The organism is Leptothermofonsia sp. ETS-13 (genome assembly GCF_049200465.1).
GTDB lineage: Bacteria > Cyanobacteriota > Cyanobacteriia > Leptolyngbyales > Leptolyngbyaceae > Leptothermofonsia.
Map to the genome: position 1 here is coordinate 4,887,360 of NZ_CP120836.1, position 14,893 is coordinate 4,902,252.

Sequence of the window (14,893 nt, forward strand, 5' to 3'; positions counted from 1 at the left end):
AGAAAAGAGCTCAAATTGGCTCTGTAGTTCGCGTAATTTAACCAGATATTAGGGATATTTTCAGCTGTTTAGCACCCAAATCGGATGCGATTTCTTACAACAATCGTTAAATTAGAGGGAATTGCCAAAAACATGGAGAGTCACGTAAGAAACTCCTCGTACGGACAATTCCGCTCAGGAATCTAATCTCCTGTAGCTACGTTAACCTATAATCCCCAGAACTTGATCAGCGTTGACTATTAAGTTAATTACACTTTTTTAGAATACTAAGGGGGAATTATTACTAAGCCTGAACATATTGCGGAAATGACTTCAGCCATTTCAGTGAACTCCAATTAATGGATTAATGGAGATGAGAGCAAAAACAAATGACTTACACTAATCTGCCTTAATAGGAATAATTAGTAGTTCTAATATATTATTCAAACGATGTAACGATTCATAATGTAGTACCAGGAGCCAGAAGGCTGAAGATCAAGGTGAGGGGAACGTAGTAATGGTAGTGGGGATGATTGATTAGTCAATTCCGGCTTCATTCCTCTGAGTTTCGTTGAACTTCCAGAGTTGGTCTACTGTGACAAAGTGATAATTTTGCTCCAGTAGGGTAGAAATTAACTGATCAGCGGTTTCAGCTACATCAACACCTCCGTGATAACCGTCGTGCAGGACAATCAGGGAACCACTCTTGACCTGTTGCAGAACGCGTTGAACCACGATCGCCACACCGGGTCTCAACCAATCCTCAGGAACCACGCTCCACATGACTGGACGGTAGTTCCACTGCCGAAGCAAGTCTAAGGTTTGAGGTGTAAAAAAACCATTGGGAGGACGAACATCGCGGACAGCTTCAAACGAAAGCTGGCAAGCCTGGGCGATCGCTTCCTGAGTTTGTTCGAGGGACTGTTTAAGTTCGATTGGGGAAAGCATGGGAAAGGAGCGATGGTCATAACCATGCAACCCGATCCAGTGACCCGATTCATACACCGCTTTAGCGGTTGCCGGGGAGCGGTTGACACAAACTCCTAACCAGAAAAAACTAGCCAGAATACCGTGACGATCCAGAACCTTTAAGAGCTGAGGTGTATATTCTGGATGGGGACCATCATCAAAGGTGAGGGCAATTTTACGGCTATGTTCACAACCTGACCAGAGGCAATTGGGAAATAAAGGTTTGAGTACCTGGTAAACCACGGGGTAGAACGGTGCAAGCTGCATAGCCGGGAGAAGGGGGCGGAGAGAGAGTAATGCAGCTATTCTAACGCTCTTCTGCTTTTAGCCTGTGGGGCAACAGATTTGCCGGGTTTGAGCGGATTGAACCAGGGATGAAAGAATATCGCTGCTAATGGGGTTAACCAGGAAGCCATCAAAGCCTGGATTTTCTTCCTGATGAATCCAGCTTGGGGCATGGAAGTCGGTCAGGGCAACGAGGGTAATGTGGTGGTTTTTGGCATGGGTGCGGAGTTCATGCAGAAGGCTTTGAGCCCAGTGGTCGTGATTGCCTGCCAGAATGATCAAAAAGGGGGGGTGCTGAGCCAGTTGGGCGATCGCCTGTTCCTCTGTGTTTGCGATCGCCACAGAGTAGCTAGAGCGCCCCAGTAACGTTGTCAGTACGTTGACTTTCTGAGGTTGCTTCGCTAGTAGCAAGATATAGCCGGACGAAAAGTGCATAGCGTTAACAACAGATTAATCGCTAATATAACTCCTCTAATCAACTTGTTTTGAGAAACAAAAATGACTGAAATCTTTTTCCTAATCCCTTTTTGCCAATTGATTCCTGCTCAACTTCTTCCGTTTTTTTTAGGTTTTAAGAGTCAACAAAAATATATCGAAATATTTCTTAGAATTTATATTCAGGAATATTGAGTGTTTTTTCAAGAAAAATAAAACAGGCGGATCGATTGCCGCAGGCTGATTTTCTAATTTATTGAACAGAAGAATTTATGGCTTTTTTCCATCTGAGGCTGATTTCTGATCCTTAAATAATCTCTCCAGAAAGATGGATTGGATTAAACAGATAACTCTTTAGGTTTTGTTCAGATTGAGCCAATCTTGATATAGATTAAGTTTGAGCCTTAACTATCGCGATTCTCATTCTTAAACAGAAGGAAAATTGTCTCAATGGATCCTCTTTAATGAAAGCTTTCTTTAATGAAAGCTTTAAGATCAAGAATTTCTTTATGTTCTAAAAGTCAGTGATAAGCGATCGCTAAGAGTTCTTTGACATTGCGGATGGTTCTCCCTGGGGGGACCATCCGCAATTGATTTGAAAGCTGCTATTGTTGCAAACACTAAATTTTGCAACATGGGGTTTAGGGGCGAAGCCCCTAAACCCCCAACAAAGCTTTCGTTTTGCTGTATAGCTCTACGCGGGTGCGTTAGGACATTGGAATTAGAGAGGGAGTGGGGGCTTCGCCCCCAGCCAGGGGTTCTACCCCTGCACCCCCGTCCTAACCATAATGACTACCGCTATACTAGTGGCGTTGATTGACCGGCAGAACGTTAAATCAGGCACGGTGAAAGATGCTTGATGATGACATCATGAGGATTTAATCATCATCGTCATCGTCATCGTCCTCATCATTACTTCCACCATGGGGGCGTGAATTGCCAGGATCACATCCTTCGGAGCCATTGCCAATTCCCTGGTTGCAACGGCGTTTACGAGGTTTCTTGCCTGAGCGTCGGTCATCGTCGTCAGTGTAAACAACTGTTCCACCTGTCACACCCATTCGGCGGTAAGTGGTTATCAATTGACTGACTTCATAGACAGAAAGGCTGGTTGTACTAAGATTGATGACCTGTACCAGTTGACCGGGGAAGGAGACTAAAGCTGGAGCCAGATCTGTGCCAAACACCTGAATGACCTGGTTCACCAGTGCATAGGACCCGGTTGTGAAAGAAACTGGGTAGGTACAAATTGGGCGAGGCGCAGGTAGACCCGGTAGGGCAAACATATCCAGGCTGACACTTTGAAGAGCGTTGAGGAAAGTGACACGAGTTTCCTGAAGTCGCTGCGCCTGAGTGATCTGTGTGAAATAGTCGTAGATCGGGCCGTTTCGGTCAATCACAAAGTCTTCGTTGCGGTCGCTGCCGTAAACTGTGCGCACGATGCCATATTCAAGCGGGCGATCGGGCAGAACCAGGGTCACCGTATTACTCGATCCAAGCAGCTCAAACTCGCTGTAGCCAATCAGCCGCTCACCCGTAAATAGGCGAACAACGACGCGATCGCCCGCATACAACCCTTTCAGGAACCTGGCTTTCTGCTTCTTCCCTTTCAGCCTGTAGCGGAAGTCGCCAATGAATTGTTCCTGCAAAAAGCTTTGGCCGTTTCTTGCTTTTAACGAAACGCGGGCAATGACATTTGATAGAGTTGCCGATTTTTGAACAACGGCCAGACTGAAACGGCTCTGCTCTCGCCGAGTAGAGGATGAGACTGGCTTGGAATAGGCGACAGGTTGGACACCAAAGGGGGAAACTGGATTAGGAATGATGGCGGTTGCCTGGGCTACCTCTAGTGAATTCATGCCAGTATAGGTAGCGATCTGGGTGGTGGTGGTTTGGGCGATCGCATCATATCTCAGCACACGCTCAAACTGAATCGTTTGAAGCCGCTCTCCACCCTGGACATCATAGCGGAGCAGGGTGGCAATTTTAAGCTCCAGGTTAGATAAATCAGTTGTGCCCAACCGCCGCTGTAGCTCGGCAATGGGAAAGACTTCTGGAGCCAGGGTGACTCTCCCAGCCTGGTTAGTGATTAGGCGGGCACCTGTGTTGGTAAAGACCTGTATCCACTGGTCATTGCGGCGCGCATAGATAAAGTAAGCAACGTTGGCATAGCTGGTTGCAGGCTTATCTAGGAGATCGAGCTGGAGTAGCAGTTGGTTGGTTTTAGTAAGACGGGCACAGTGCAGAGCCGCTTTCCAATCCTTATGGTGGCGCTGCTTTCCCTTAGGATGGCGTTGCTTCTTGCTAATGAGTATAGGTTGGTTGGTGGCAGGGGTTGGGGGCACATAGCCACCCAGCACCATGGTTGTAGCCAGTGCGGCGATGGAAAGTCTTTTCCAGAAAGGGCGCTTTTGCGATTGGGATACCAGTTTGCCGAAGTTATTCATAGGTCTGTTGTGAATGAATTAAGCGAGGTAGAGCGAACAAATGCACCTCAAAGACACAGCAAACTCCTCCACGAAGCCGCCGCAATGTGACCTTGCCATTCAGAATGGATGAGCCAGAAGGTCTACACTGCCGGGCTAGCAGAGTTTGGCTGTATTTCTCTCTCTACAGACCGAATAAATAAATGGATGTTTCCGATTACACCCTGTTTTATGGCTGCTTTATAGGTACTTTACTGGCACTTAATAAAGTTATCTAATACATTTTGCAGGTCAGTAAGCCCGTAAGAGGGATTTGGCGTAGGGGCTGGGAGCAGGCTACGGTGCAAGGCGGGCTTTTTTCAAACGGTTGGTTTCATACCACTCTGCGACCGCGGGCACCCATGCCTGAAAGTGAGGCCAGATGGTTTCACAGAGTTTCTGAGCCTCTAGCTGAGCGTCCAGCTTCCAGCGCAGGTCGAGGAGGTGCATCAGCGATCGCACATTGGCTGACATAACCCAGTGTTGCCGAACATCAAATGGAATCAGCCCACGGGCGTGTTCCTCGGCAAACCCCTGGTTGATCCGTTCAGCATAGCGACGGCACGCTTCCAGACACCACTCAATATCTTGCTGACGTTGTTCGGGAGTATAGTTATACCGTTTGCCCTGGCGATCGCTATAGGCCCCGACGGGACGGAGATAAAACACTTCTTCGACTTCGCGCCTGCCTTCCACCACGTCAATGATGCGGCTGCCCGTGTAGCGGAAGGATTGAACATCAAAACTGATACCAACCCGATGGGTGCGGACTTGCTGCATCGTGCTGTGGGGAAACCAGCCACAGTTGAGAACAATTTGGGGATGTTCCAGCGGTCCGTAATGCCCCCGGTTGCCAGCCAGCAGATGTTTAACGATAATCTCACCGCATTTGTCTTCAGTTGGGAAGCGATCGCGGTCGTTCCAGACAAAGCCTTCAGCATAGTCCTGGTGCATCGCAGCATAGATAACCTGCTGTGGATTCGGTGTCTGGGCAATCACCTCAACAGTAAAACGATCCATAAGTTCTCAGGCTGAACGCATTAAGCTCCTTAGAATAACTTTAGTTAGGTCGGAGGCGGTTAATCCTAAACCTTTTTGTTAGCATCGCTTCTGGACTAGCAGGTAACCAATACCACCAACCCGGTTGATTGCCTTTTTATCTGTTAAGATCCGCTACTGCCTTTCCAGTTGAGGTTTGGTTGAATCGGCCATCGCTTCGCTCAGACATTTGTGCCACCATGAAATTGAAATCGACTAAGCTATCAATACTTGTACTCCTCTGAAAGCCGAACCGTGCCTAATCGTAATTCTTTTCTCTCATTCCTCGTTTTACTAGGGCTTTGGGGTGTCGCCCAGCCAGCCTTATCTCAGGCGCTTGTGCCTCATACGATCCAACTGGACCCGACCAAGCTGGAACGTCAGGGTCTTAGTTTGGCTCGAGAAGCTGCGCAGTTGGCTCAGTTTCAGCAGTATGAATTGGCATTGCCAAGGGCACGTTTGGCAACCCAACTGGCACCTAAAAGCCCGGAGGTTTGGTCTTTGTTGGGTGGGTTATACCTGCAAACCAACGAGTTAGATAAGGGAATCGATGCGCTAAAGCAGGCGCAGTCCCTTGACCCGAAGAGCGCTGCCGTTTTGTTTGGGTTAGGATCGGCTTACTTTCAAAAGGCTCAATACGCAACTGCGATCGAGCATCTCAAGGCTGGTTTGAAGATTAAACCCAATGTTCCGGGTGCTTTGTTTGATCTAGGCAATGCTTACCTGATGCTAAAGCAGTATTCCGAAGCGATCGCCCAGTATGAGAAAGCCATTGCTCAAGACAAGGAATTTTGGCCCGCTATTAATAACATTGGGCTTATCAAGTATGAGCAGGGTGATGTGGATGAAGCGCTCAAACGTTGGCGATCAGCGGCGGCGATTGATAAAAAAGCCGCAGAACCCCAACTGGCGATTGCTGTTGCTCTTTATACTAGAGGGGAGCGTACCCAGGGTTTAGCGTTAGGGGAATCGGCAATCAAGCTCGATAGTCGTTACAGTGATTTGAAGTTTTTGAAAGAGAATCTGTGGGGCGATCGCCTGCTGGCAGACACGCAAAAGTTTTTAGAAACTCCCCAAATGAAAGCCACCATTGCCCAAGCCCAGGAACAACTGTCTAAGCCCCAGTCCTCATCCCAGTAGGAATTACCTTCCTTCTATTGCGGTTCCTAAGTAGCTCCACCCAGTTAGTTGTCAGAAGAAGGAATGGGGGCTTCGCCCCCAGGCAGGGGGTTTCACCCCCTCTGCCCCCAAATCTATCTTCAATTTAATTTTGTCCAGTTACTTATCCCAATGGAATGGTCACACAATATAGGCAATCAAAAATCACTCCGAAATTCTGAAAATTAGAAAATTATTAGTACGCTTAACTTAAACGCTACAAACAAGTGGTAGCCTATCTTCGTATAGTCCAATAGATAGCCCAGCTACAAGGCTGATTGATTTCTTTCTAATTGTGAATGCGCTCCAATGCTGATTCGCTCGACATGGCTTAAGTTAAGGTGGCTTCTTTTGCTGACGCTCATTTTTAGTAGCTGGGTAGGTTATCGAGAAATTAGAGGATACTTTGAGCAACCCCAGGCAGTCCTGGTATTAGGGGGCGACACAAAACGAGAAGATTTTGCCGCAGAATTTGCCCGTCAGCACCCCGATTTACCCATCTGGGTTTCAAGCGGCAGCAATCCAGAGTACACCAGAGCTGTTTTTTCCGATGCCGGAGTGAACTTGGATCGGGTTCATATTGACAGAGCAGCCGTTGATACCGTAACTAACTTCACAACGCTGGTGGACACCCTGCGTGCCAAAGGGATTGGGAGCGTTTATCTTATTACCTCCGATTACCATATGCGCCGTTCCCGTACGATTGGCGAAATCGTATTCGGCAGTCGAGGAATTTATTTGAAACCCGTTGCTGTACCCTCAGAGCGAACATCTGAACCGTTAGCCAAAACTCTGCGAGATGGAGGCAGAGCCCTTCTATGGTTGGCGACCGGACGGACAGGTTCCACTTTAAGTGGGCGATATGAAAGTCGCTATGGGGCAAAGATGAGTCGATAATGGGGAAGGTAGTCGGTGTTAGGGGAGGGAACACTTCTCTCACTCACCACCAATTAACAAACAATCGATAACTGAACAATGAGTGATCTAAGAGCAGAACTAACGGCGTCGCTGGACGAAGCCGAGTGGAACTGGTTAGCTCCCCATGCACGGCGTAATTCGGTGATTGTGGTCGAAAAAGAACTCAATCTTGTGGATGTGGGGGTTGCGATCGCAAACGATGACGTTTCCTGCGTCCAGCACTGGATCGATGAAGCCCTGATCTACAAACCCTCTTCCGCTCAACTAACTAACTGGAACCAGAACCAAACCAAACGGTTCAACGCCCTCATTGTCCAGCCTTACGTTCTAGTGCAGGAATTCCTATAGTAGGCGGTAGGTAGTAGGTGCAGGAAGCAAAAAGCAGATGCTTTTACCGCCCCAGAGCGTGCAGGGCATTAATGGCATCGGCACATTGTTGAGTCACAGTTTCCAGTTCGCCGCGTTCAGTGGAAGCGGGGGGAGAAATCAGATCCCCCACCCTGACAGTCACAGGGACGGGATAGGGAAAAGCAGAACCTTTTCGGAAAATAGCATGAGTTCCCCAGAGGCTAACTGGCAACAGTGGAACCTGGGCTTTTGCAGCAATCATAGCCGCACCTAATTTGGGCTCTGTGACCCGTCCATCAGGAGTCCGGGTTCCGGTGATGAATACGCCTGCGGCCCAACCCTGGTCTAGAGATGCCAGGGCTGCTCGAATTGCACTGCGATCAGCAGAACCTCGCTTCACTGGATAGGCACCGTAGAGGGTAATAGCTTGTCTGAGTATTGGAATGCGAAATAACTCTTCTTTTGCCATGTATGCCACTGGACGCCTCATACAGCAGGACAAGATGGGAGGGTCAAAGTCGCTGGCATGATTGCTGACCACAAGTATTGGCCCGTTTTGGGGTACTTTCTCAGCGCCGTAGATGCGGCCACGGAAATAGATGCGTAGCATTGGGTTTACCACCGACCACTTGAACAGGTAGTAAAGCAACAGATTGGTCAACGGTTCACGATTTCTGCTCATACAAACTTTAAGGTTTATGGTCTGCCGCGATCGCCAGATCAGTTATCAACGGCAGATGATCGGACCCTACATTGGGACCTGTCCAAATACCTGTAACAGTAAGCTCTGGACTAATGAGGCAGTGATCAATAGGGATCGCTATTAACCAGAATAGGGCAAGAGGAATCTTGCGGATAACCATCCCCAGATAGGGCAGCGTTTCACTGGTGGAATAGGGAAGAATGTCGGAAAGGGTGTCCAATTGTTTTAGCCATGAGTTTGTGACTTCCATGAAAACAGCAACATCTGGCTTGGCTTCTCGAACAAGCGCTAAAACCTTGGCGTAGCTCTTATTGGGTGGATAAAGGTTTGAGCTTAATATCCGAAGGTTCCCCCTCTTTGACCTCAGCAGCTTTTGCTTGAGGCATATACCAGGGCAAAATTTCGATCAGGATAATCGCAAGACAAGATAGCCCAACAAGGAGTAACTTCTTCTGGCGGGTGAGTACCAGCAATGCCAACAAACAGAGGCTTGCCATCAGGTACTGGCGCTGGAAGTGGGAGGCCAGTTCTAGAAGTAGGTTCCATCCCACATAGCGGGTCAAAGAGAGTAGGGTAATGCCAATTATGCCTACCAATAAAAAAATAAGCAATCAGGCGACAAACCAATAATTTACCTCTGGCTATTGTTTTTGTTTTAGGCGCTCTCTAAAGAGTTTGGGAGCAGGGACCTTTTACCAACAAGCCAGCAGAACTCTACAGGTTGGTCAAATCCGCCGCACCACTAATATTTTCTAACACCAGGTTGGGGCAGGTGCGTTTGATGATGCCCGTCAGGACTTTACCAGGACCCACTTCCACAACTCTTTCAATTCCTTCCTCTGGCATTCTGAGAGAAATTTCCCGCCAGCGGACTGTTCCAGTCATTTGCCGACTGAGGCGCTCCTTCAGTAGGTTGGCATCAGTTGCAGGGGCCGGATCGACATTGGATAGAACTGGTACCTGAGCAGGCGAGAAGTGAACTGTATCCAGATCTTTTTGAAATTCAACCGCTGCTTCTGTCATGAGAGGAGAGTGAAAGGCTCCACTAACATTGAGCTTCACGGCTTTTTTAAATTTCACGTTATGGATAATGGCTTCGATTGCATCTGGGGTTCCAGAGATTACAACCTGTCCAGCGTTATTGTCATTTGCCAGAACCACATTGGGAGTTTGCTGAAGTTGCTGTTCAAGCTGGTTGCGATCAAATCCCAAAAGAGCCGCCATCATTCCATCAGAGGCACTATCCATGAGCTCAGCCCGACGTTTGATCAACCGCAGCCCATCCTCAAAGCTAAAGACTCCCGCTGCATAAAGGGCCGAGTATTCTCCCAGGCTATGACCAGCCACAAAGTCCGGCTGCTGTCCCCGTGCTTTCAACAGGTCTACCAGAATGGCTTCCATGACATAGAGGCAGGGCTGGGTATAGAGGGTGCGGGAGACTTTGTCATCTTCGCTTTGCCAAATTTTCGCCACAGACCAGCCCAGGATCTTATCTGATGGTTCAAACTTTGCCTTCGCTTCTGGCAGGTCGAGCAGGTCAGCCCCCATGCCGACAGTCTGAGAGCCCTGCCCCGGAAACACCCATGCGGTCTTAGTCATTCTGAAATCAATCCAACAAACACCCTCTAGTTATTGTACGGGTTTGCGTAGTCGCCTATGGAAGTTTTCGGCGTCCTCTGTTGTTGCGCTGGCAAATTTACTTTCTCTTCTCACACCCAATCCCATCTTTATCTCTGTCAAAACGATGAGGATCGGGAGGTAAAACTCTGAAATTACGATAGGGAATATCTTTACAATCAAAATTTGGTGGTAGTGGGGCAATGTAAACATCTGGATAGCTGGTGTCACAACTACCCGCAGAACGAGCCATGGAAGGTTGTAAAAGGGGGAGGACAATTGTAAGAATCAATCCTACTAGAAACAAGAATCAATCCTACTAGAAACGCGAAGAGCCAGTGCATAGGTTACTCCAAACGGCTTTAATCTATCCACATCGCTCTTGCCGCTCATCAGTATCCAAGCTCGTGTTGCTATCATTGTTTACATAAGTAGGTAGTCATCATTAATTGGTAAAGGGTGGAGGGGGTTTCACCCCCTCCACTCCCGAAACTATCTTTAATTTAATTTAATTGTACTTAGCTACTTATTTGTGAAGCTTATACTTTGGCTGTTTTTCTGAATTGAAGCAAAAATCCTGGATCAGCGTCCCCACTGAAATACAGTGGCTCCCCAGGTGAGCCCTGCTCCAAAGCCAGCAGAAACAATGGTATCCCCAGCTTTGACCTTACCCTGACGGACTTCTTCATCTAGCGCCAGGGGAATGGAAGCCGCAGAGGTGTTGCCGTATTTCGCCAGGTTACTGATGACTTTTTCAGCTGGAATCTTTAAGCGATCGCCCACTGCATCCAGAATGCGCTGATTTGCCTGGTGTAACAGCAGCCAATCTACATCGGCAATGGTCAAGTTGGCGCGAAATAGAGCTTTTTCAATCACTTCGGGCACACGGCGAACGGCAAAGCGGTAGACTTCCTGACCATTCATGGTGATAGGGTGAAAAGTGCCCTGCCCAACTGTGGTGCCTCGCAGGAGTTCTTTGGGCCGGGGTTGGAATGCCAGATTGAGAAAATGATTCTGAGTACCATCGCTGCGCAGCTCAAAGCCAAGCAGGCGATCGCGTTCATTTGGTTGCATCACCACCGCCCCAGCTCCATCACCAAACAAAACGCAGGTGCGGCGATCGCTCCAGTCTACCCAACGGGAAAGCACATCCGCCCCGATTAGCACAACATTCTGATAAGCCCCAGCTCGAATAAACTGGGCTGCCGTTACCATGCCAAACACAAATCCGGAGCAGGCCGCCGTCAGGTCAAAAGCAACGGCTTTGGTGGCCCCCAGTTCTGCCTGAACCAGACAAGCTGTGCCAAACAGGTCATCCGGAGTTGAGGTTGCCAGCAGAATAAGGTCAATGTCCATCGGGGTGAGATGGGCTGTGGCGATCGCCGCCTTCGCCGCTTCTGCTGACAGTTTTGCTAGCGACTCTGCAGGAACCGCCAGCCGCCGATGACGAATTCCTGTGCGAGAAGAAATCCACTCGTCGGAGGTTTCTACAATCTGACTCAGTCCATCATTTGACAGAGACACTGCCGGTATTGCAGAACCCGTTCCTGTTACTGCGATGCCTATTCCTACTTGTTCCAAAACCATTCTCCATCAGTCACTGGGGTTTCCAGAAAATCTGGCGACAGTCAGCTTTCTGCTGGATGGCTACCCACCACTGACTGTTGCGCTTTCCCGGTCTGGAAAGATTGAATTCGCTCCAACACCCGGTTATCAACTGCCTCTCTGGCAAGACGAGCAGCATTAAAAATTGTTGGAGCCTGAGAACTACCATGACTGATGATGCAAATTCCTGCTACCCCGAGCAGCAGACCGCCCCCATGCTCTGCGTGATCCATCCGTTGTTTGATCCGTCGCAGATTAGGTTTTAACAGAGAAACTCCTACTTTGCCATGCAACCCTTGGGGCAGTTCCTCCCGTAAAATTTGCAGCGCCACCTCACCCACAGCTTCAGCAAATTTCAACAGAACATTTCCCACAAAGCCGTCACAAACGATGACGTCAAAGTTGCCTGAGAGGACATCCCGCCCTTCCGCATTGCCAATAAAGGGAATCTGAGCATTCTCCTGCAAGAGCTGATGGGTACGCAGGGCCAGCTCATTCCCCTTACAAGACTCTTCACCAATATTGAGCAATCCCACCTTGGGATCAGACACTCCCAACACATACTGGGAATACATTGTACCCAGAAAGGCAAACTGCTCTAAAAACTTGGGGCGACAGTCCACATTGGCACCCACATCCAAAATAATGACTGGCTTACCTGGAACCATTGTTGGCAGCACAGCGCCAATAGCAGGACGATCAATCCCTGGTAAACGTCCCAACCGCAGTAGGGCAGCCGCCATTGCCGCACCTGAGTGACCGGCAGAAACAACTGCATCTGCCTCTTTCTTCTTCACCAGCTCCATTGCGACGTTAATAGATGCCTTTGGCTTGCGCCTGAGGGCACTTAATGGTTCTTCATTCATCTCTACAGTTCCCTCAGAAGGAACAATCCTGAGGGAAGAAAGATTGACAGATGATTTGACCGAAGCTTTGATCTGGTCCGGTTCACCGACCAGCAACACCTCGACCCCCAATTCTTCCTGCGCTCTAACTGCTCCAGCAACAATTTCAGTTGGGGCGTAGTCCCCGCCCATTGCGTCGATCGCAATCCTTGCCCGCGTTGATCCCATTGGTCAAAGTTATAGAAACCTTACAGATTCTATCAGTTTTATCTGACCGTTATCTCCTAATGAAAGGAATAGAACCCGCAAGCTTCCAAAACCAATCAAAACCTCCTCGTGGTTCTAGATAGAGAAAACGGGTCCTGATCTGGGCACTCTGATGCAAAAGGGCGAAAGAGAGAAGAATGAGGAAAGAAGCTAAGAGCCAGAAGGTAGGAGTCAGGGACTGGGGGCCAAGGGCCAGGAGGGATCAAGCATTAGAACTCAGGAGGGTAGGTCTCAGAAATGGTGCTCTCACGAGAGTGTTCTGGAAACGGGGTTCTAACTCCTTGAAACCCTGATTCCCTCGACTCCCTTTCCAGGATTGCCACAAAAAAATTGACAAAGCCGCTCTCACTCCTTGAAACTCTGACTCCCTTTCCAGGATTGCCACAAAAAAATTGCCAGGCCCACTCAGAACTCAAAACTCAGAACTCATCCACTCATTCACTCATCCACCCCATCACCCTATCACTCGATCACCCATCTACCTATTCCCACCCACCCGTGTCTCTACATCTCACCCTGCTTCGTCGTTACGTTGTTTTGCTGTTGGCTCTAGCCTTACCTGCCTGTCAACGAGGGCAAAGTCAACCTGCCCGACCAACCCCGCTCTTCCAGGACGAGTTCATTCAGGTCTACACTAATCACAACCCTGCTACAAGCTACACCGAGCCTTATCGACATCAGATTCGAGATGGGGATGACCTGGAACAAGTGATTGTGGACGCGATCGCCACCGCCCGCTCAACGGTGGAGGTAGCTGTCCAGGAACTGCGGCTACCTCGGATTGCTGAAGCGCTAATTGAGCGGCATCGGGCAGGAGTTAAGGTGCGGGTAATTTTAGAAAATACTTACTCGCGTCCATTCAGCAGTTTTTCCTCAGAAGAGGCTGCTAAATTGCCCGATCGGGAACAGAACCGTCACGAAGAAGCCCGTCTATTAATCGATCTTGATGGCGATGGGCAACTGAGCCAGGCAGAAATTGAGCAGCGGGATGCCCTGGTGATGCTCGATCGCGCCGGTGTTCCCCGGATTGACGATACGGCAGATGGTTCAGCGGGCAGCGATCTGATGCACCACAAGTTTGTCGTTGTTGATAATCGCCTGGTCATTGTCACCTCCGCCAACTTCACCACCAGTGATATTCACGGCGACCTTAAGGTTTCTGCCAGCCGAGGGAACGCCAACAACCTGTTGAAGATTGACAGTCCCGAACTGGCTGCCTTCTTTAATCAGGAATTCAATCTCATGTGGGGAGACGGTCCGGGAGGCAAGAAGGACAGTAAATTTGGAATCCAGAAACCGTTTCGTCCTGCACGCTCGGTTGCGATCGGGGCTTCCCAGGTTGAAGTTCAATTCTCTCCATCTGCGCGTGCCATTCCCTGGAGCAAAAGCAGCAACGGTCTCATTGGAAGGACGCTCAGTACTGCCGGTCAGTCAATTGAAATGGCACTGTTTGTTTTTTCTGACCAAAACCTGGTAAACCTGCTGGAACCAGTTCAGCAAAGGGGAGTCCAAATCCGAGCTTTGATTGAGCCTGGTTTCGCCTACCGCTCCTACAGTGAAGCACTGGATATGATGGGTGTTGCCCTTGCTGACGAAAACTGTAAGTACGAGTTGGGAAACCGCCCCTGGCAAAATCCAATTACAACCGTTGGTGTCCCCCGCTTATTGCCTGGCGATCTGCTGCATAACAAGTTTGGCATTGTGGATCGTCAAATTGTAATCACAGGTTCTCACAACTGGACTGACGCCGCAAACTTAGGCAATGATGAAACGATTTTGGTGATTCGTAATGAAATGGTTGCCGCCCACTACCTGCGAGAATTCGATCGCCTATACACTGATGCAATTTTGGGCGTTCCTCCCGCCATTCGCAAGAAAGCAGAGGCTCACAGTAAACAATGCCCACCGCTATCTATCCCCCCTGCCCGTGTGCTGCTAGCCAGAACGCCAGACAACGCCCGAAGCCTGAAACCTTTAACCCGATTGAAGAAATCTACCCTGGTTAAGCCTTATCCAGGAGGCCAGAGGGTGAATTTAAACACTGCAAGTCAGGTTGAACTGGAAGCCCTGCCCAGTGTAGGTCCCGGACTAGCAAAGCGAATTATCGCTGCCCGCCAGCAGAAACCTTTTCGCTCACTCCGGGATCTGGATCAGGTTTCCGGTGTAGGACCCAAACTTCTTAGAAAGCTGGAAGACCACGTGACCTGGTAGTGATGGCTGGTGTTTGCTCTAAGGTGGGAAGGAAGAAATCAGGGATTAAA

The 14,893-nt window shown here is 49.1% G+C and carries 14 protein-coding genes; 4 read left to right on the plus strand and 10 right to left on the minus strand.

Annotated features, from left to right (window positions below):
* Positions 1–516: 516 nt before the first annotated feature.
* From P4D80_RS22295 to thyX, 4 genes are all read right to left on the minus strand, one after another.
* Positions 517–1,215 (minus strand): polysaccharide deacetylase family protein, encoded by a 699-nt coding sequence (locus P4D80_RS22295; RefSeq protein WP_421656244.1) that lies wholly within the window; start codon positions 1,213–1,215, stop codon positions 517–519.
* A gap of 57 nt (positions 1,216–1,272) precedes the next feature.
* A complete protein-coding gene (locus tag P4D80_RS22300) occupies positions 1,273–1,668 on the minus strand; it encodes a response regulator (protein WP_421656245.1) in 396 nt (131 codons plus the stop codon).
* A gap of 878 nt (positions 1,669–2,546) precedes the next feature.
* Positions 2,547–4,115 carry a hypothetical protein gene (locus tag P4D80_RS22305; protein ID WP_421656246.1) on the minus strand — a complete coding sequence of 523 codons (1,569 nt, stop codon included), beginning with the start codon at positions 4,113–4,115 and terminating at the stop codon, positions 2,547–2,549.
* A gap of 315 nt (positions 4,116–4,430) precedes the next feature.
* Positions 4,431–5,153, minus strand: a complete 723-nt coding sequence (gene thyX / locus P4D80_RS22310; RefSeq protein ID WP_421656247.1) for an FAD-dependent thymidylate synthase — start codon at positions 5,151–5,153, stop codon at positions 4,431–4,433.
* Positions 5,154–5,510: 357 nt separating this feature from the next.
* On the opposite strand from thyX, the gene P4D80_RS22315 reads away from it, so the two are divergent.
* The 3 genes from P4D80_RS22315 to P4D80_RS22325 all read left to right on the plus strand — a co-directional run bounded on the left by P4D80_RS22315 (position 5,511) and on the right by P4D80_RS22325 (position 7,595).
* Positions 5,511–6,311, plus strand: a complete 801-nt coding sequence (locus P4D80_RS22315; RefSeq protein ID WP_421656248.1) for a tetratricopeptide repeat protein — start codon at positions 5,511–5,513, stop codon at positions 6,309–6,311.
* Between the two features lie 369 nt (positions 6,312–6,680).
* Complete coding sequence (locus tag P4D80_RS22320) at positions 6,681–7,226, plus strand: YdcF family protein (protein ID WP_421656249.1); 546 nt, start codon at positions 6,681–6,683, stop codon at positions 7,224–7,226.
* A gap of 78 nt (positions 7,227–7,304) precedes the next feature.
* The gene (locus tag P4D80_RS22325) at positions 7,305–7,595 is read left to right on the plus strand and encodes a DUF2288 domain-containing protein (protein ID WP_421656250.1); all 291 of its coding nucleotides are present in this window, start codon (positions 7,305–7,307) and stop codon (positions 7,593–7,595) included.
* Positions 7,596–7,638: 43 nt separating this feature from the next.
* Here the strand turns inward: P4D80_RS22325 and P4D80_RS22330 are convergent, their stop codons facing one another.
* The 6 genes from P4D80_RS22330 to plsX all read right to left on the minus strand — a co-directional run bounded on the left by P4D80_RS22330 (position 7,639) and on the right by plsX (position 12,593).
* Complete coding sequence (locus tag P4D80_RS22330; protein ID WP_421656251.1) at positions 7,639–8,277, minus strand: lysophospholipid acyltransferase family protein; 639 nt, start codon at positions 8,275–8,277, stop codon at positions 7,639–7,641.
* Between the two features lie 7 nt (positions 8,278–8,284).
* Entirely contained in the window at positions 8,285–8,548 is a 264-nt protein-coding gene (locus P4D80_RS22335) for a hypothetical protein (RefSeq protein ID WP_421656253.1), read from the minus strand.
* Between the two features lie 58 nt (positions 8,549–8,606).
* Complete coding sequence (locus tag P4D80_RS22340; protein ID WP_421656254.1) at positions 8,607–8,909, minus strand: hypothetical protein; 303 nt, start codon at positions 8,907–8,909, stop codon at positions 8,607–8,609.
* A 103-nt stretch (positions 8,910–9,012) separates the two neighbouring features.
* Positions 9,013–9,897, minus strand: coding sequence for an ACP S-malonyltransferase (gene fabD / locus P4D80_RS22345; RefSeq protein WP_421656255.1), 885 nt, complete (start codon positions 9,895–9,897; stop codon positions 9,013–9,015).
* Positions 9,898–10,497: 600 nt separating this feature from the next.
* Complete coding sequence (locus tag P4D80_RS22350) at positions 10,498–11,502, minus strand: beta-ketoacyl-ACP synthase III (RefSeq protein WP_421656256.1); 1,005 nt, start codon at positions 11,500–11,502, stop codon at positions 10,498–10,500.
* Between the two features lie 41 nt (positions 11,503–11,543).
* Positions 11,544–12,593 (minus strand): phosphate acyltransferase PlsX, encoded by a 1,050-nt coding sequence (gene plsX, locus P4D80_RS22355; RefSeq protein WP_421656257.1) that lies wholly within the window; start codon positions 12,591–12,593, stop codon positions 11,544–11,546.
* A gap of 417 nt (positions 12,594–13,010) precedes the next feature.
* Between plsX and P4D80_RS22360 the strand changes: the two genes are divergently transcribed.
* On the plus strand, positions 13,011–14,843 hold the full coding sequence (locus tag P4D80_RS22360) for a phospholipase D-like domain-containing protein (protein ID WP_421656258.1): 1,833 nt from the start codon (positions 13,011–13,013) through the stop codon (positions 14,841–14,843).
* The last annotated feature ends 50 nt before the right edge of the window (positions 14,844–14,893 follow it).

Bases quoted from the DNA above. Each gene is read 5' to 3' on its own strand.
- P4D80_RS22295 (WP_421656244.1), bottom strand. From the start codon at position 1,215: ATGCAGCTTGCACCGTTCTACCCCGTGGTTTACCAGGTACTCAAACCT.
- P4D80_RS22300 (WP_421656245.1), bottom strand. From the start codon at position 1,668: ATGCACTTTTCGTCCGGCTATATCTTGCTACTAGCGAAGCAACCTCAG.
- P4D80_RS22305 (WP_421656246.1), bottom strand. From the start codon at position 4,115: ATGAATAACTTCGGCAAACTGGTATCCCAATCGCAAAAGCGCCCTTTC.
- thyX (WP_421656247.1), bottom strand. From the start codon at position 5,153: ATGGATCGTTTTACTGTTGAGGTGATTGCCCAGACACCGAATCCACAG.
- P4D80_RS22325 (WP_421656250.1), top strand. From the start codon at position 7,305: ATGAGTGATCTAAGAGCAGAACTAACGGCGTCGCTGGACGAAGCCGAG.
- P4D80_RS22330 (WP_421656251.1), bottom strand. From the start codon at position 8,277: ATGAGCAGAAATCGTGAACCGTTGACCAATCTGTTGCTTTACTACCTG.
- P4D80_RS22335 (WP_421656253.1), bottom strand. From the start codon at position 8,548: ATGGAAGTCACAAACTCATGGCTAAAACAATTGGACACCCTTTCCGAC.
- fabD (WP_421656255.1), bottom strand. From the start codon at position 9,897: ATGACTAAGACCGCATGGGTGTTTCCGGGGCAGGGCTCTCAGACTGTC.
- P4D80_RS22350 (WP_421656256.1), bottom strand. From the start codon at position 11,502: ATGGTTTTGGAACAAGTAGGAATAGGCATCGCAGTAACAGGAACGGGT.
- plsX (WP_421656257.1), bottom strand. From the start codon at position 12,593: ATGGGATCAACGCGGGCAAGGATTGCGATCGACGCAATGGGCGGGGAC.